This window comes from Planococcus glaciei (genome assembly GCF_900099655.1).
Taxonomy (GTDB): domain Bacteria; phylum Bacillota; class Bacilli; order Bacillales_A; family Planococcaceae; genus Planococcus; species Planococcus glaciei.
On the sequence record NZ_FNDC01000001.1, the window covers coordinates 443,471 to 459,540 of the forward strand.

15 protein-coding genes and 1 pseudogene are annotated in these 16,070 nt (G+C 48.9%); 7 read left to right on the forward strand and 9 right to left on the reverse strand.

The window, feature by feature from the left end; all coding sequences use genetic code 11:
- Positions 1-148 precede the first annotated feature (148 nt).
- The 3 genes from BLQ32_RS02155 to BLQ32_RS02165 form a co-directional block, all read right to left on the reverse strand.
- Complete coding sequence (locus BLQ32_RS02155; protein WP_074508924.1) at positions 149-1,405, reverse strand: MFS transporter; 1,257 nt, start codon at positions 1,403-1,405, stop codon at positions 149-151.
- Positions 1,406-1,569: 164 nt separating this feature from the next.
- Complete coding sequence (locus tag BLQ32_RS02160) at positions 1,570-2,292, reverse strand: anti-sigma factor (RefSeq protein WP_036811440.1); 723 nt, start codon at positions 2,290-2,292, stop codon at positions 1,570-1,572.
- The gene (locus tag BLQ32_RS02165; RefSeq protein WP_036811437.1) at positions 2,279-2,851 is read right to left on the reverse strand and encodes an RNA polymerase sigma factor; all 573 of its coding nucleotides are present in this window, start codon (positions 2,849-2,851) and stop codon (positions 2,279-2,281) included. The genes BLQ32_RS02160 and BLQ32_RS02165 overlap by 14 nt, the downstream gene beginning before the upstream one ends.
- Before the next feature lie 322 nt (positions 2,852-3,173).
- Between BLQ32_RS02165 and BLQ32_RS02170 the strand changes: the two genes are divergently transcribed.
- Positions 3,174-4,001 (forward strand): alpha/beta fold hydrolase, encoded by an 828-nt coding sequence (locus BLQ32_RS02170; protein ID WP_074508925.1) that lies wholly within the window; start codon positions 3,174-3,176, stop codon positions 3,999-4,001.
- Positions 4,002-4,168: 167 nt separating this feature from the next.
- Here the strand turns inward: BLQ32_RS02170 and BLQ32_RS02175 are convergent, their stop codons facing one another.
- On the reverse strand, positions 4,169-4,654 hold the full coding sequence (locus tag BLQ32_RS02175; protein ID WP_131544308.1) for a hypothetical protein: 486 nt from the start codon (positions 4,652-4,654) through the stop codon (positions 4,169-4,171).
- A gap of 159 nt (positions 4,655-4,813) precedes the next feature.
- Here BLQ32_RS02175 and BLQ32_RS02180 point away from each other — a divergent pair, with 159 nt between their 5' ends.
- The 4 genes from BLQ32_RS02180 to BLQ32_RS02195 all read left to right on the forward strand — a co-directional run bounded on the left by BLQ32_RS02180 (position 4,814) and on the right by BLQ32_RS02195 (position 9,394).
- On the forward strand, positions 4,814-6,145 hold the full coding sequence (locus BLQ32_RS02180; protein WP_036811430.1) for a hypothetical protein: 1,332 nt from the start codon (positions 4,814-4,816) through the stop codon (positions 6,143-6,145).
- Between the two features lie 54 nt (positions 6,146-6,199).
- The gene (locus BLQ32_RS02185) at positions 6,200-7,159 is read left to right on the forward strand and encodes a class F sortase (protein ID WP_074508926.1); all 960 of its coding nucleotides are present in this window, start codon (positions 6,200-6,202) and stop codon (positions 7,157-7,159) included.
- Positions 7,160-7,294: 135 nt separating this feature from the next.
- Entirely contained in the window at positions 7,295-8,026 is a 732-nt protein-coding gene (locus tag BLQ32_RS02190; protein ID WP_074508927.1) for a hypothetical protein, read from the forward strand.
- Positions 8,027-8,224: 198 nt separating this feature from the next.
- Complete coding sequence (locus tag BLQ32_RS02195) at positions 8,225-9,394, forward strand: MalY/PatB family protein (RefSeq protein ID WP_074508928.1); 1,170 nt, start codon at positions 8,225-8,227, stop codon at positions 9,392-9,394.
- Between the two features lie 126 nt (positions 9,395-9,520).
- Here the strand turns inward: BLQ32_RS02195 and BLQ32_RS02200 are convergent.
- A pseudogene (locus BLQ32_RS02200) lies at positions 9,521-9,853 on the reverse strand (hypothetical protein); the annotation flags it as partial.
- Between the two features lie 15 nt (positions 9,854-9,868).
- A complete protein-coding gene (locus tag BLQ32_RS19770; protein ID WP_175557057.1) occupies positions 9,869-10,036 on the reverse strand; it encodes a hypothetical protein in 168 nt (55 codons plus the stop codon).
- Between the two features lie 258 nt (positions 10,037-10,294).
- Here BLQ32_RS19770 and BLQ32_RS02205 point away from each other — a divergent pair, with 258 nt between their 5' ends.
- Entirely contained in the window at positions 10,295-11,950 is a 1,656-nt protein-coding gene (locus BLQ32_RS02205; protein ID WP_074508930.1) for an alkaline phosphatase, read from the forward strand.
- A 258-nt stretch (positions 11,951-12,208) separates the two neighbouring features.
- On the opposite strand, the gene BLQ32_RS02210 is transcribed toward BLQ32_RS02205, so the two are convergent.
- Both BLQ32_RS02210 and BLQ32_RS02215 read right to left on the reverse strand, forming a co-directional pair.
- Entirely contained in the window at positions 12,209-13,570 is a 1,362-nt protein-coding gene (locus BLQ32_RS02210; protein ID WP_074508931.1) for a copper amine oxidase, read from the reverse strand.
- A 142-nt stretch (positions 13,571-13,712) separates the two neighbouring features.
- Positions 13,713-13,949, reverse strand: a complete 237-nt coding sequence (locus BLQ32_RS02215) for a hypothetical protein (protein ID WP_036811412.1) — start codon at positions 13,947-13,949, stop codon at positions 13,713-13,715.
- Positions 13,950-14,121: 172 nt separating this feature from the next.
- On the opposite strand from BLQ32_RS02215, the gene BLQ32_RS02220 reads away from it, so the two are divergent.
- The gene (locus tag BLQ32_RS02220; RefSeq protein WP_051413912.1) at positions 14,122-14,481 is read left to right on the forward strand and encodes a hypothetical protein; all 360 of its coding nucleotides are present in this window, start codon (positions 14,122-14,124) and stop codon (positions 14,479-14,481) included.
- Between the two features lie 46 nt (positions 14,482-14,527).
- On the opposite strand, the gene BLQ32_RS02225 is transcribed toward BLQ32_RS02220, so the two are convergent.
- Entirely contained in the window at positions 14,528-16,033 is a 1,506-nt protein-coding gene (locus BLQ32_RS02225) for a sodium:solute symporter family transporter (protein ID WP_074508932.1), read from the reverse strand.
- Positions 16,034-16,070: the final 37 nt, after the last annotated feature.

The window sequence follows — 16,070 nt, forward strand, 5'->3', positions numbered from 1 at the left end:
TACATTTGGAATGCAGCGGCCATATCGTGTAGCGGCTCGCGTATCCGGCACCGCCACGTTTCTGTAACCGCTGCATTGGTATTCTGTACCCGATTATAACGTATGAAAACAAAAAATTCAAACAATTTGAATCGCGGTTTGATTTATTCTATTTATCCGCTCTTTCCACATTTTCTTTCTTCACTATCCTCATCGCCGCAAGCAGCAGCACGATCACCACGGTGAGGATGCCGGCCATGAACAGCCAGGCGTATGTAAACGCGCCGGTCGCATCGACGATGTAGCCGAACAACGGTGGGCCGATGATGACGCCCCACGAACCGAGCATCAAACTGAAGCCGCTGGCAATGCCGGCTTGCCCGATCGGCACCAATTCCGTCGCGGCATTCATCCAGATTCCGTTAAAGCCGGAAATGCAGAAGCCGAACAGGATGGTAATCGGGACGAGCACCCAGAACGGCGTCCCCGGCGGCAGCAGCGCCATGCCGAGAGCTACTCCGATGGAAACGGCGGCCACAATTACGAGCACGATGATCCGCTTGCCGTGAAAGATGCTGTCGCTGATCATCCCCCAGGACACCCGGCCGAACGAACCGCTGACTTCGGAAATGACGAGCAGCATGCCGGCAAGGACCAGCGGGATGCCAAGTGATTCATAAGCGAACAGTACAATATAGGTGTTCAAAATCAGCTGGCTTCCGCTTAGGCCCATCGCACCGAGGCTAACCAACACGAGCGGCTTTTCTTTGAACAGCTGCAAAATCGAAGCGACCAGGCGGGCCGGTTTCTCCGAAGCGCCGCTTTTTTCCTGCTCGGCTTGCGGGTCGAGATAGAATCTATAGGCAAAGATGCCGGTGACAATCAGAAGTGCACACGCGCCGATCATCACGGGGCGCCACCCAAAAGCCACAGCAGCCGGCAAAAGCAGCAGCGCAGCAAGCGCCGACCCGAGCGTTACGCCCATCTGCTTGATGCCCATGGCGGTTCCCCGCCTTTCGGAAAACCAGTAAAGGATGCCTTTGTTCGACGTCGGATGCATGGCGCCGTAGCCCGCTCCGCCGAGCACGACCAACAGGAGGATCAGCCAGTAAAATGAAGTCACAGCCATCAGAATAAAGGAAAGGCCAAGGCATAGCGACAACAGGAACAGCAGCCTTTTCGAACCGACGCGGTCCACCAGAAAACCGGCCGGAATCGCAATGAGCGACTGGCCGAGGAACAAGGCAGCCGGCAGCATGCCGATCTGCGCTTTCGTCAAACTCATGTCGTCGCCGATCAAAACGCCAAGAGGCGCGAGGCTTCTGCCGACAAACGCCACCATGATTTGGGCAATCAGCAGCCAGGTCAGCATGCGCCACGGATTGACCGAAAGAAAAGCCCCATTATGCAGGATTGTCTTGTTCATCTCATCATCTCGTTTCAAGCCTGGAGCGGCCGTTTGCTTGCCCCTTTAAGCAAAGTGTATTTCCATGGATGCCCAGACCATAAAAAAAGCCTGTATAGAATGAATTCTATACAGGCCATGAAGTTCCTTGTTTTGCAGCTTATTCAATTGAATCGTTCTCGCTCTTAAATTTCGGAACTCAGGACGATTTCGCCTTCCGGGGTTTCATTGCCGGCTTCCGGTTCACGGGTGATGGCAATCGTGTCCCAGCCTTCCGTGTTTTCTGTCATCGAGTAATAAGCGGAGCCTTGCTGGTCTGCATCCGGTGTGAATGCACCCGCCGGCACCGGCTGCCCTTCTTTCAGGAGCCAGATCTGGTACACTTCATCGCCTTGGAGCTGTTCAAGCTGTTCTGCCTGCACCACGACTTCGAGGGAACCCTCTTCCTGGATGATGGCGGCTTTCGCCGATCCGCCAAAGGCTTCTCCCGGCTGGAGTTCAATTGACTGGAACGCACTTTCCGTTGCCGGCTGCTGTTCGTCTGCCAGTTTGAAAAATGCATAAGCATTGCCGAGAAGCGACAGCAGCAATACGGCAGCAATTAACGGCGCCCAAGAGCTGCGCCGGGCTTTCGGTTTTACCATCGGCACCGTTTTTTCTTTTTTCACCTGACGTTCAGGTTCCGCCTGCTTTTGCGGTTCTTCTTCAAAAACATTGGCGAGGATCCGGGATTTCATGCCCACTGGCGGTTCTGCAGGTTCTGCAAGATACGGGAGCTCGCCGACTGCATCCACCAGTTCACGGCAGTCTGCACATGTTGCCAGATGCTGTTCAAATGCCTGTTTTTCTTCCGCTGTCAGCGTTCCGTTCAGATAGTCCACTACGTGGTCACAGTTAGTATTCATCATCGATAGCCCCCCTTTCTTGCACTCCGTGCAGTGTTTTTTTCAATTTGCTTAACGCCAGCCTAATCCGGCTTTTAACCGTGCCAAGCGGAATGTCGCACATCGTCGAAATTGTTTCATGGGTCATGCCTTTAAAGTAGAACAGCTGGATCATTTTTTGCTGTTCACTTGAAAGCTCCGACACCGCTTCTTGGATCTGGTCTTTTTGTTCCTGCCATTCGGCCAATTCCTCAACGGCCGTTTCAGGGCTTACCAAATCGCCGATTTCATCAAGCGGCACCGAAGGCTTTTTCTGCTTGCGGATCAAATCAATTGCGGAATTGCGGGACATCGTAAACAGCCAGGACGTGAATTTGCCTTTGCTTTCATCGTACTCCCCTTTGCCCCGCCACAATTTGATGAACACTTCCTGCAGCGCTTCTTCCGCCAAATCCCGGTCTTCTGTCATTTTATACAGAAACGAGAACAGGATTTTCTCATAGCGGTCATATAATTGTTCAAGTGCAGCTTTCTCTTTTTGCTGTATACGCGTGTATAGCATAAAGTCGGAACTTTTCTCCATGGATGTTCTCCTTTTTTCCGCTGTCATTTCTCAAGCTTACTACAAAGAGAACGGCAGGAGAATGCCTACGGATTGAAAATGCTGAATTTATGGAGAACACGTGAAAACAGATGTCCAGCCATCCCTTTTATCACGGTTCTACTGACTAAACGCTCCGAAACCGATTCTAGTTCACTTTCAGGACAATTAAAGACCTTTTGCTTGATACGCTTGCGCCATACAATTGCCTTTTTTATTTTTTCGAATTGTTTAACAAGTGGTTAGAGGGGAATCCTAGCTATTAGGAGTAGACAGTTTGTTTATACTTAAAGGAGGAAAAGATTTGGGACATTACGTGGAAGTGGAAAGCGGCGTCAAGGTATTCGTAGAAGATGTAGGGATTGGGCAACCGGTGGTATTCATCCATGGCTGGCCATTGAACAACAAATCGTTTGAAATGCAAATCAGCGAAGTGGTGCAGGCAGGATTCCGCTACATCGGAATCGATCTGCGCGGATACGGAAAATCGGATAAACCGTGGTCAGGCTACGACTACACTACGCAAGCGGCGGATGTGAAAGCGGTCGTCGACCATCTCGGCCTTGAACAGATTGTGCTGGCCGGCTTTTCCATGGGCGGACCGATTGCCATCCGGTATTTAACCAAATACGGCACCAAAGGCGTGGACAAATTATTGCTGATGGGTGCAGCAGCTCCACTCTTCACGCAGCGGGACGATTTCAATATCGGTATGCAGCCGGCTGAAGTGGATGACATCATCGCCCAGATCCAAAAAGACCGCCCTGCTTTTCTGGCCCAATTTGCCGATATGTTCTTCGAGCAGGAAAAGTCGGAGGAATTTCTAAAGTGGTTCCAGCAGCTTGGCCTTGAAGCAGCGGCGCATTCGACCATCCATTCCGCCATTGCCCTGCGGGATGAAGACTTGCGAGATGAACTGGCCGGCATTTCCCTGCCGACTGCCATTTTCCACGGACAGAAAGACCAGATCTGCCCTTATGAACTGGGAGAAGAATTGGAACGGCAAATCCCTAATGCTTACTTGGTGCCTTTTGCAGACAGCGGCCACGGCATCAATGGCGACGAGCCCGATAAATTCAACGAAGAATTGGTCCGGTTTTTGAAAGGTGCCACTGGCCCAAAAACGGACTGATTTGGTGAACCCTTATCAGTTCAAAAAAACAGGATGCAAGGAGCAATAGTATTACCACACCTTTTTTAGAAGCAAGGGGCTGTCCAATAAGTCTATTACTCGACTTATTGGACAGCCCCTTCTTTTGTTCCCATTTGTAATGTCCAAACAATATGGCATGGACTGGCTTATCTTCTGATTTTCTGGAGAGCCCCTGCAGAAACAGCAAGAATGGCGCCCAAAAGAATGGCCAACTGCCAGCCGGTTGGGTTGTTTTCAGCACTTTGTAAAGCAAGCTCCTCTTTGTCGGCAAACACTGCATCGGCCAAGTCGGTATCGGCGGTCGTCGGTGAACAAAGTGGATGCACCCAGTTCTCTCCTTCTTTATTAAGGAAAAACAATAGACTCGAGTGAAGCTGGCTTTGCCCCCAGGTCAAATCTTCTTTTACAGTGATGATTTCCCGGTCGACGCCTTTAAAGCTTTTTTCAACCCTTACCGTCATTGTTTTTGCACTCATGCTTTCGCTAATTTTTTCTACGGTGCCGATTATGACCGCGTCGTATTCATCGTAAGCAATCTCTGGAGGCGGCGGTTCTTCACAGGATAACGCCTGGCTGTGTGCCGGCAATAAAAACATGGAGAGGAACAGCACGGCGATTAGTAATCTTTTCATATCGGCATTCCCCATTTCCTTTTAGCCTCTATTAAATGAAGTAGACGGTGTCTTGATGGTTTCCGTTTCGCTCTTTGTTATTTTATTTTCATAAAAAGTGATCTAAACCCAAAACCGCCCCGTTAGGTGTGTAAGAAATTAAAAACGAGGAGTGGTTTTATGAAATGGAGAAAAATTTTAGCACCGGTACTAGGGGCAGCTTTGCTGATTCCCGGAATGGGCACAACCGCATTCGCGGATGAAATGCCGAAAACAGACACAACAGGCGTGGAGCTTCGCACAGCACTCGATTCCCTGCTATCTGAACACTATGTGCTTGCAGTCGACTCGATGATGAAAATCTATGACGGAGACCCTGCTGCTGAAGCAGCTTCCGCAGCGCTTGAAGCCAATGCGAAAGACATGGAACCGGTCATTGCATCGGTATACGGCGAAGAAGGCGGAGCGGCTTTCGGGGACATTTTCAATAAGCACAACCTTGGAACCGATGACTACGCGATGGCCGTAAAAGACGGCAACAAAGACATGGAGCAGCAATCACTCGATCAGATCCAGGCATTTACTGAAGACATGGCGGCATTCCTTGCTACTGCAACCGAAGGCAAACTGCCGGAACAAGCAGCCCAAGCTGCACTTCGTGAGCACGAAGATTTCGTCCAGGATACATTCGACCTATACGCAGCCGGCGAATACGAAGCGGCTTATACATCTTACCTGGCCGGCTCTAAGCAAATCTTCGGCGCTGGCAGTGCCATCAGCGGCGCAATTGCAGCGCAATTCCCGGACAAATTTACCGATCCGAACACAGCAGCCGGTGATTTCCGCTCAACTGTGAACCGCATCGCCGCTGAACATTTTGCCTTGGCACAGCTCAGCATGGCAAAAGGCTTTAACGGAGCCGAAGACTTCGACTTTGCCGATTGGGCACAAGACCAGAACACTGAAGAATTCCGTGCAGCCATTGCATCTCTTTACGGCGAAGAAGCGGGTACACAATTCGTCCAGATTTGGGACAATGAACACATTTCCATCCAAAGCGAATTAGCGGCAGCCGCGGCTTCAAAAGACCAATCGGCTGTGGACCAGGCGACAACAGCTTTGACCGGTGACTTTGCTGAATCATTAGGAACATTTCTGAGCACAGCTACGGAAAACCGTATGCCAAAAGACGGCACAGTTGCCGGAATAACAGCTCACGAACAATCAGTTGCCGACACGTTCAATCAGTATGCAGCCGGTGACTACGATGCTTCCTACGAGTCTTACCGTGCCGGCTACGCTATCATGTTTGATATCGGAAAAGGCTTGAGTGCAGCGGTTGTTGATCAGTTCCCGGACAACTTCCAAACGGCAGCACCGGAAAAAATGCCAAAAACCGGCTTTGGCGGCACTGCTGAAGAGTCCAATACCATGATGCTGTGGGTTGTATTGAGCAGCTTGATCTTAGCTATTGCTGGAACTGTTACGTATCGTCAAAGCAAACAATCTTAAGTGGATGAGAGAGCGATTCGCTCTCTCTATTCCCGTTTGGAAGGAGAGCTGAAAATGAAGCCTTTTGTGACCATGGGCATCGCCGTTTTCTTATGCGGCGCCCTGTTTTTCCTGCTGAACCCTTTAGCAGAGGATTCTCTTTTAAATAAAACAGCCAGCCCCTCGGAAGAAACCGCGAGTGGCTTGGCGGCAGAAACAAAAGAAGAGCCGGCTGTCGATAAAATTGCTGAATTTCCGGTCTTTCCTGAACAACGGGAAAAACTGAAAGCCTTGCAGCAAAGCCGCCTCGAAAGCACCAAGGGCATGGAACCCGTTTCCATTGATATCCCTTCAATTGACGTGAAAGCGGCCATTGAACCGACGGGCGTTTTGGATAACGGCGAAATGGGCGTGCCGGAAAATGTGGATCAGGTCGGCTGGTTTGAACCGGGATATAAACCCGGCGCGAAGGGCCATTCTGTATTTGCAGGACATGTCGACAGCTTGACCGGCCCAGCTATTTTCTATGACTTAAAGAAAGTGAAAAAAGGCGAAAAAGTGGTGTTAACGGACGCCGATGGGCGAAAGATGGTGTTCAACATCACCGCTATCAAGAGCTACGAAACCGATGAGGCACCAATTGAAAAGATTTTCGGAAAATCGGATGCGCGCATGATCAACCTGATTACATGCACCGGGGATTTCAACCGTTCGATCGGTTCGCACGAAGAGCGGCTGGTCGTCACGGCGGAGCTTGTTTCGGACTCCGCTACTGCCGAAAAGCTCCCTGCTCCGCCGTCGCAAGTGACGGCCACTTCTTCCAATCTTTCATGGCATGCGGTGCGGGATGATGCGATTATCGGCTACCGCGTTTATGAAGAAGATCTCGAAACAGGCGAGATCAAGAAAATCGAAACGGTTTCCCTATTTGACCGCAAAAAAGTAGCCATTCAAAATACCGATGGCAAACGCTATTTCATCACTTCCGTCGATGTTGATTTGAACGAATCGGAAAAAGCGGAAGCCGTTCAATAACTGAGTTTCATTTAATAGTGCCGGACCATTTGCTTGAAAAAGCAAATGGTCCGGCTTTTTTATTTTACTGTCCAGTGTATAACAGGAAATTTATGTTAATCTATAAGGACATCTAACAAGACAGGAGAGTTTCTTTTGAAAAGAAAGTTCGCATTAGCGATTTTCGCTCTTTTATTAGTGGTTTTGTCTGCTCCGCTTGCTGCCAAAATGGTTCTTGAAAAATTCCATATGGCTTCAATGGAGCGGCAGTTTCAGATTGAAAGTCCAGCGTACTTGTCCGGCAACTACTCCTGGCATGGCACGGATGTTTCTGTCTCCCATGATAATGTGACCGACTCTTACCAGGATCCTTGGGGCGAATCTTTTCTGGCAGCTGATATTCAATTGGCAATTAATGAAGAGATTGCCGTCGAACTGCCAAACTATGCGGTGAGAGCAGATTATGCAGAGAGAGGACAGTACAGCAGCCATATTGTCCACTTTCTCGTCCGGGAAAAGAACCTCGAAAAACTGGTTATTTTTTTGAATATGTCCCGGCAGCATATTGTCGAAAACGAAAACGGAGACCATATCGGCTACGTATCTGATGAAGAATTGGCATTTCGCACTTATACAATTTCCCCAGATGGCTCCATCGAAAAAGAAGATTTTCTATTTACAGAACGCGATGGTTTTCAGACCGAGCTGATTAACTACAGCGCCATGTATCCGGCTATGATTGGCTATTATACAGACGCCTGGCATTCGTTTCCGCTCTTCCTTTTTCCATTTAGCTATCCTTTTTTCACATTTATACTAGGGGGAGCAATTTTGATTGCCCAGGTCATTGCATTCTTAAAGAACCGTTTTTTAAAAATTACGGGATAATATGAAAGGCATGCTTTCCCGACTTGAATATGCAAGAGCTGAGAAAGTTAATATAGGCTGAACGACAGCTTGAAAGATTCCCGGCATCGGGCTATGCTACCCTTAGTAAACTAATCTTTGCATCGGTGTTATTGTCCCTGCTTGCTTATCCAGCAGTTTGGAATTAGAAATAATTGAATGCATAAAGGGGTTGTAACGATGAATTCTTTTGAGGAGATCTACGACCGGAAAAATAGCCGGTCCGTCAAATGGGATGCGATAGCAGACATCTACAAAGTGGAGGATGCTTCCGGCATCTTGCCGATGTGGATAGCGGATATGGATTTTCCTGCTCCGCCGCCGGTCCTGAAAGCTTTGCATGACCGGGTTGAGCATTCCATTTTTGGCTACTCCATCATGTGCGAAGGGTGCCGGACTGCCGTGATCAATTGGCAAGCCAAGCGAAATGACTGGAAAATCGAACCGGATTGGATGATGTTCCATCACGGCATCATTCCGGCGATTGCATCAATCATTGAAACGTTCACGGAAAAACACGACAAAATTCTGGTCACTCCGCCTGTTTATCCGCCATTTTTCCAGCTTGCCGAAAATCAGGACAGGGAAGTTTTGTATTCCGCATTGCTGGAGCAAGATGGCCACTACACAATCGATTTTGAGGATTTCGAGGAAAAGCTGCAGAGTGCCGCTCTTTTCATTTTCTGCAATCCGCACAATCCCGGCGGCCGTGTATGGACACAGGAAGAACTGCAGGAAATCATCCGGCTGTGCACCAAGCACGATGTCCTGATTATTTCGGATGAAATCCATGGCGACTTGATCCTTGGCTCCAACCGCCATATTCCCTTGGCGAAAATTGCCGGCGAAGAAAGCGGACGGATCTTCACTTGCCTGTCACCTACGAAAACCTTTAACTTAGCCGGCATCCAAGTCGCGATGATCGTGGCCACGGATCAAGAGAAACGCGCCAAGCTGGAAAAGCATGCCCTGGCTCATGGAACCGGCATACTGAATGCTTTTGCCCCAGTCGCGTTGACCGCTGCCTATAACGAAAGCGAGCCTTGGCTGGAGCAGGTGCTGCAGGTGATTTCGGATAATATGGACTTTGCGATCCAGGAATTGGCGCAGAAAATCCCCGCCCTTCGAGCAGTAAAGCCAGAAGCCACTTATTTGCTGTGGATCGATTACCGGGCATTGGGGTTATCCGAAGCTGACATTATGGAGAAATTGCTCGGCACCGGGAAAGTCGCTTTGGAACCCGGCAGCAAATACGGGGAAGCCGGCCTCGGGTACTTGCGCCTGAATGTAGCTTGTCCGCGGGCTGTACTAGCAGACGGAATCAATCGGATGGCCGCTGCATTAGCTTAAGCGAAAAATTTAAACTGTTTTTTAAAAGCCGGTCTCAACGACCGGCTTTTTCATGTCCTGTTTGTGCCGAGGGACTTTGAAGCATGATAAAAAACCGCAGAAATTCTGCGGTTTTCGCGCTTCTTGTTAGTTGTTAAGCAAGTCGTTGTATTCTTTCTTGATTTTTTCCATTGTTTCAGGCAATTCCTCGCCCCACCGGTCGTTCGCTTCATTGAACACGACATTGCCTTCAGTATCCAGCATGCCATATCCTCTGTACGGAACGTCTCCATTTTTCATATTGAGCAAATCCACAATTTCCAAATCCGGATCCGATACGAACGGAAGGCTTTCCCCGTATTCGTTCTTCAAGGCGGTATACAGTTCCAATTGTTGTTCAGGCGTATCGCCGCTGATAATATACGTGTTTACATCCAAGCCCTCTAACACGTCCAAGTTTGAGTGCAACTGAACCAGTTGCTGTTGGCAGTGGCTTCAGGTGTAAGTCGTGATAAAGAAGAAAAGAACAGGCTTTTCTTGCGGGAACGCCACTTCTTGCTTGTCCTGATTCAGCAATGTGGTGGGTTCGCTCATTTTCTCCGTACCACAGCCCGAAATGACAACAGCAGAAATCAATAAAAGAAGGAGCAGTTTTAATTTCATCGAAAATTTCTCTCCTTTCTGTCCGTTAAATTAAATTCATCCCATTCTATCACTGAAATGAGCCATATTCTTTGAAATTGAGGAAAAGTTGATAAAACGCCATAATTTATACTAAAGAATAAGCGGTTAAGTTCCGCTAGAAATTTACATGATTTTACAAGATTTTTTCAAGAAATTCATACCGCTGAAACATTCCCCCTCTACACTGATAGGGAGCAGATTTCCCAGGCTTACATTATGTTAGAGGAGGACAAGAACATGAATCGCAATTTGAAAAAGAAGGCAGCTGGAATTTCAATCGCCGCTGCTGTTGCCATTTCTTCTTTAGGACTTGCAACAAACGCTAATTTGACCGAAGCAAAGGACAAGAAAAATGAGCCAACCAACGTCATCATGATGGTGATGGATGGAACAAGCGCGGGCGCCACGAATCTCGCAAGATGGTACAAAGGCGGAGACCTGGCCATGGATGAAATCCTGGTAGGCGGCATGCGCACCCATTCAGCAGAATCTGCCATTACCGATTCCGCGCCGGCAGCAACGGCTTTGGCGACTGGCAACAAATCCAACGACAAGGTTGTTGGCCTTCTTCCTAAACTCGTAAATACGCCTGGAGTCGACCCGATCGATCCGGAAGATACATACAAACCCATTGCCAACGTACTGGAAGGTGCTAAATTATCCGGGAAATCCACAGGGATTATCTCGACTTCCGAAATTCAGCATGCAACACCGGCAGGCTTTTCTTCCCATGCCCTTCACCGCAGCAACTACCAAGACATTGCGGAGCAGCAGGTATATCAAGGGATTGACGTCGTGCTTGGCGGCGGGAAAGAATCACTTGCTCCAGGGTCTACGAAAAACGCACGCGTGGACGGTGAAAACCTGATCGATGTGATCAACGAAAACGGCTACGATTTCGTTGAATCGAGAGAAGACCTTTTAAGTTCAAACTCTGACAAATTGTGGGGTGCATTCGCTCCTTCTGCTCTTGCCTATGATTTCGACCGAAAGGCAACAGAAAACAGCGAACCTTCCCTTGCAGAAATGACCAAAAAGGGAATCGATACGCTTTCCAAAGATAAAGACGGCTTCTTCATGTTTGTTGAAGGAAGCAAAGTCGACTGGGCAGCACATGCAAATGATACAGTCGGGATCCTCAGCGATGTGCTGGCTTTTGATGATGCCGTAAAAGAAGCAGTTGAATTTGCGAAGAAAGACGGCAATACAATGGTAATTGCAGTCAGCGACCACGGAAACAGCGGGATTACGATGGGGAACGTCAATACAAACGCCAATTACCCGGAAATTCCGGTTTCAACATATATCGACCCACTGAAAAAAGCGACGATGACGGTTGAAGGCGCATTGAAGCAGCTTAAATCCGACCGCTCGAATATGAAAGAAGTGGCAGCGCTATACGGCCTTGATAACTTGTCTTCAGACGAGCTCAACAAATTAAAAGCATCCAAAACCTTACAGAGCGATATGACCAAAATGTTGGCGAACCGCGCGAACATCGGCTATTCGACCGGCGGGCACACCGGGGAAGATGTCTTCCTATACGCTTACGGCCCTTCTAAACCAAATGGTCTGGTCGATAACACGGACATCGCCAAAGCGATGGCCGGATTCATGAAGTTTGACCTTGAAAAAGTTTCGGACAAACTGTTTGTCAATGCCCGTGAGTCTTTCGAAAGCAAAGGCTATACAACCCGCATTGATGTAACCGATGCGAACAATCCGGTGTTCATCGCCGAAAAAGCGAAGATTAAAATCGAATTGCCGGTCAATAAAAACATTGCTCACGTAACACAAAACAAAAAGTCTTACACAAAGACACTTGATGGGGTAACCGTCTATAACGGAACAGATTTCTTCGTATCCAAAAAAGCCTTGAACCTTTCCAAATAATACGCATGCCCGCTGTCTCCCGGCATTTTCATCACCGGGAGACAGCTTTTTTTATATTATGGGATGCCTGGCTTCCTCTAAAGCGTATTTTAACGTTATCCGAGCGTATTTCTTTCATCGTTGAGCATATTTCTTTCATTGCTGAGCATATTTTCGAAAATCGCCTAAAACCGAGTTGTACAATCAAACATCTGTGAGCGCAGCGATTTCAACAGCAAAAAAGCTAGCCATTTGCGGCTAGCTTTTCACATTCTTCAATTAGTTTTGTTTGCGTGCACGAAGCCCGATGGTTGTTGCCAAGCCAGCAAGCATCAGCCCGCCAAGGATCCACATGAATGGCATTGACGATTCTTCGGCTGTTCCGCCCATGCCGGTTTTTGGCATTTCTGACGGCATTGCCGCTTCACCGAACTGATCCGGGAACTGATCGACAATCGCTGCCGATAATCCAGCCGCCGGCATTGTCATATGCGCGTACGCTTCGCGGATCGAGTTGTAAGCTGTATCGTAATCACCCGCTGCGTAAGAATCGAACGCCACCAATAATTGGTCCACGTGTGCAGTCAAGCCTTCTTCCAACGCATCGGCCGGCACTCGTCCTTCAGTTGCCGCGTCCAATAGGGCTGCTTGTTCTTTAATGTACTCGTCCAAGTCGGCTTTCGCCTTTTCCTGGCCTTCTGCATTGCCTTCACCTGTCGCCACTACGTAATCCACGAAATAGCCGATATGCGATTTCCAGATTTCCGAAAACTGTGCGCCGGCTTCTTCGCCGTAGACAGAAGCCACTGCTGCTGATAAGTCATCCGCATTGGCAATCAAAGCCGCAGATGCCTGGTCGAAGCTTTCTGCGCCATCAGCGCCGTCCTGCATCGCCATCGCTGCCAGTCCAGCATGTTCCGTAAATGTCATGTTCAACTGGGCACGAAGGTCAACAGCCGGTGTGTCCGGGTTTGTGTTATCGAATTTCTCCGGGAATTGGTCCGTAATTGCAATGGAAAGTGTTTCCGCGAACATGCTCATGTGATGGATGGATTCGCGCTCCAACCCATAAGCTGTTTCAAAGTCTCCTGCAACGTAAGCGTCAAACGCTTTGACTAGCTGGTCGACGTGCATGTCCAAGCCTTCCTGTACTGCAGCTGCCGGCAATCGGCCTTCTGTTGCTGTATCAAAGAATTCGGATTGAGTTTTCTTGTATTCTTCCAAGTCGGCCAGCGCTTTGTCTTTTCCAGCCTGGTCTTCTTTAGCCGTTGCCGTTACATAATCAACAAAGTAGCCGATATGCGACTTCCAGATTTCATCAAACTGCGCCGCCCCTTCTTCGCCGTAAACAGAAGCAACTGCCGCTTTCAAATCATCTGCGTTTGCCAACAGCGCGCCGGATGCCTGATCAAAATCTTCCGCTCCGTCCACACCTTTTCTCATCGCTTCAACTGCTAAAAAGGCATGTTCCGTTAAAACCGTGTCTAGTGCAATGCGAAGTTCAGCAGCCGGTGTTGCTGTGCCGCTTTCCATGGAAGCTTCGTTTGAAGAATGCGCGCCGTGCCCGTCCGCCAGTGCAGCCGTCGGTACCAGTAAAGAAAGCGTTAATGGAAGTGCCACCAATAATTTGTTCAGTTTCATCTAAAACATCTCCTTTTTCCTGTTTAATTTTGTTCTGACTACTAAACGGGGCAAGGATCAGTTTTAGATCACTTTTTTTAAAAATAAATTAAATAAATAAAAAAAAGCTTTCCGGTCAGCTGGAAAGCTTCATTATTTCAGTTTAATCCTCTTCAGGTAAATTCAATATTTTAATCGTTTTAAAGCCCAGGATCACTTTGTAATTAAGCCCCCAGTTCGCTGAGAACACTTCAAATTCCGAATCGCTGACGGAGAAGTGCATGACGGTGTCGTTCTCGTCGTCCAGAATGACGTAGGAATTGGCATTTGAAAAAAGTTTAAATGATTTGTCGATAATCAATGTCCAGCCGTTTTTCAGGCCGTGGCTTTTGTTTGCCATTTCAACACCCCTAGTTGGATTATAACGGAGAATTGAAAGATTGGTCACGCTTTATTTTCCTTTGCTGAAAAAGCGGCAGTTCGCTGTTACACAAATGAAATGGCTAAAATGGTTTTCTTCCCTACGCAATTCTCTTATAATGAAAGAAGTCTCAAATAGAAGGAAATGACTTATGGAACAAACACTTTGGTTTATTTATGCAGCATTACTCGGCACAACGACAATCGGTTTTCTCTTGCATAGCCGCAAGGCAGCTTTTCCGGTCAAATTTGATTTGGCCGTTTCCATTGTAACGTGGATCGGGTTGTTCGGGTTTGTGACCAACAACCAGATCCTCGATCCGCTTGTGTGGAAAATCGTCTTTTTCGGCGCCCTGCTTTGGGATGTCCTTTTTGCGTTTAAATTAAAAAGCCAGTTTGAAGCCGAAGAACCGGAAGCGGCAACCGGCGCGGCCGGCACGATTTTCATGGCGGTCTCGACTGTCATCCTGCTGGGGCCTTTGTATTACGGGCTATTCCAGTACGCATTTTAACTAAAACAAGGAACTCTCTTTTACCCGGGAGTTCCTTGTTTTTATTTTAAACAGCCTGCTGCGCGGTTTTTTCGCGTTTTTTAGCCGCTTCTGCCAGCAAGCTCACGGAAATCATCGAGAAGAAACCGAGCGCAGAGCTGAAGAACATGGCCTGGAAAACGTGTTCGACCGTACCGGAACCCGTCAGGAACATATAACAGCCTGCTCCGCTCAAGACAGAGGCGATGGCGCCCGATTTATTGGCATGCTTCCAGAAATAGCCGAGGCCGATCGGCGCCACGATTCCGCTGATGATGGCCGACGTGCCGAAATTGGTCAACAGCGCCAGGGATTCCGGCCGGCTGAATGACATGTACAGCGACACCAGGCCGATAAAAATCAGGGAGACTTTCGACGCTTTCAGCACTTTGCCGTCAAGTTCCTGTTCTGTTAGGTTTTTGTTTTTGTACAGCACCGGAACCGCGAGCACTTTAAACAAATCATTGCCGATGCTGTTGGTGATGCCAAGATACAGGCTGTCGGTCGTCGACAGGATGGCGGAAATCAGGCCCATCACCATCAAAGCGACGATGACCACCGGGAAAGCTTCCAGGATATACGCAGGAATGGCGCTGTCCGCTGAAGCGAGGCCCGGCAGAATGACGCGTGCGGCAAGGCCTGCAAATACGGAAAAGACGGAAAGGACAAACAGCGAGACGCCGGCCGTTAAGGTGAACGTCCGCAAGTCTTCTTCTTTTTCGACCGTCAGCACTTTGTTCATCAAATGCGGCAGCAGCACGAATGAAAACAGCAACCACTGGATGCTCAAGATGGCAAAGCCGCTATAGAACGGGCCGCCGGTCGAAAGCGGCGCCACCAGCGCCGGATCGATTGCCCGAAGTTCCGTATGGAGCGTGCCGAAGACATTCCAGCCGCCGCCGATGGTCCAGAGGAGCGACACGAACAGCAGAATCGAGACCAATGCCATTGCCGTACCTTGTATGCCGTCACTGACAATCTGGGCAAACGCGCCGCCGAGGCTCACGTAGACAATCGTGATGCCGACGCCGATGGCAATGCCCCACATATACGGAATGCCGATGACCGTTTCAAACATTGTCGCCAGTCCGACGTTCTGCCCGACAATGTAGTAAATGTTGAACAGCACCAGGAGCGCTACGAGCACTTGCAAAGTTTTGCTTTTGTAGCGGTTCCCGAGCCACTGCGGAAGCGTCAGGCTGCCGCCGTTTTTCTGGCCGTAGCGCCAGAAAGTTTTAGTGAACAACAGGAGACCGAGCCACGTGACGCCAAAGCAGCCGATCGTGTACCAGAGCGTCGACAATCCGTATGTATAAGCCCAGCCCGGAACGCCGAGAAATAGATTTGCGCTGGCATAGGAAGTGCCAAAGCTTAAGCCGACAATGGCCGGGCTGATTTTTCCTTTGGCAAGGGCGAAGCCTTTCATCGAACCGCTATGGACTGCTCCTTTTCGGCCAAGCCATGTGGTCCAGGCAAAGTAGCCGATCAGCATCACGATGATAAACGGCAAAAGCCATGTTGTGTCTTCACGCATTGCCATCCTCTCCTTTCCGTTTCGGATAGATTTTATT

Coding starts and splice junctions, on each gene's coding strand:
- BLQ32_RS02215 (WP_036811412.1), bottom strand. CDS start 13,949: ATGGCAAACAAAAGCCACGGCCTGAAAAACGGCTGGACATTGATTATC.
- BLQ32_RS02165 (WP_036811437.1), bottom strand. CDS start 2,851: ATGGAGAAAAGTTCCGACTTTATGCTATACACGCGTATACAGCAAAAA.
- BLQ32_RS02225 (WP_074508932.1), bottom strand. CDS start 16,033: ATGCGTGAAGACACAACATGGCTTTTGCCGTTTATCATCGTGATGCTG.
- BLQ32_RS02220 (WP_051413912.1), top strand. CDS start 14,122: ATGGAACAAACACTTTGGTTTATTTATGCAGCATTACTCGGCACAACG.
- BLQ32_RS02210 (WP_074508931.1), bottom strand. CDS start 13,570: ATGAAACTGAACAAATTATTGGTGGCACTTCCATTAACGCTTTCTTTA.
- BLQ32_RS02185 (WP_074508926.1), top strand. CDS start 6,200: ATGAAGCCTTTTGTGACCATGGGCATCGCCGTTTTCTTATGCGGCGCC.
- BLQ32_RS02160 (WP_036811440.1), bottom strand. CDS start 2,292: ATGATGAATACTAACTGTGACCACGTAGTGGACTATCTGAACGGAACG.
- BLQ32_RS19770 (WP_175557057.1), bottom strand. CDS start 10,036: ATGAAATTAAAACTGCTCCTTCTTTTATTGATTTCTGCTGTTGTCATT.
- BLQ32_RS02155 (WP_074508924.1), bottom strand. CDS start 1,405: ATGAACAAGACAATCCTGCATAATGGGGCTTTTCTTTCGGTCAATCCG.
- BLQ32_RS02180 (WP_036811430.1), top strand. CDS start 4,814: ATGAAATGGAGAAAAATTTTAGCACCGGTACTAGGGGCAGCTTTGCTG.
- BLQ32_RS02205 (WP_074508930.1), top strand. CDS start 10,295: ATGAATCGCAATTTGAAAAAGAAGGCAGCTGGAATTTCAATCGCCGCT.
- BLQ32_RS02175 (WP_131544308.1), bottom strand. CDS start 4,654: ATGAAAAGATTACTAATCGCCGTGCTGTTCCTCTCCATGTTTTTATTG.
- BLQ32_RS02195 (WP_074508928.1), top strand. CDS start 8,225: ATGAATTCTTTTGAGGAGATCTACGACCGGAAAAATAGCCGGTCCGTC.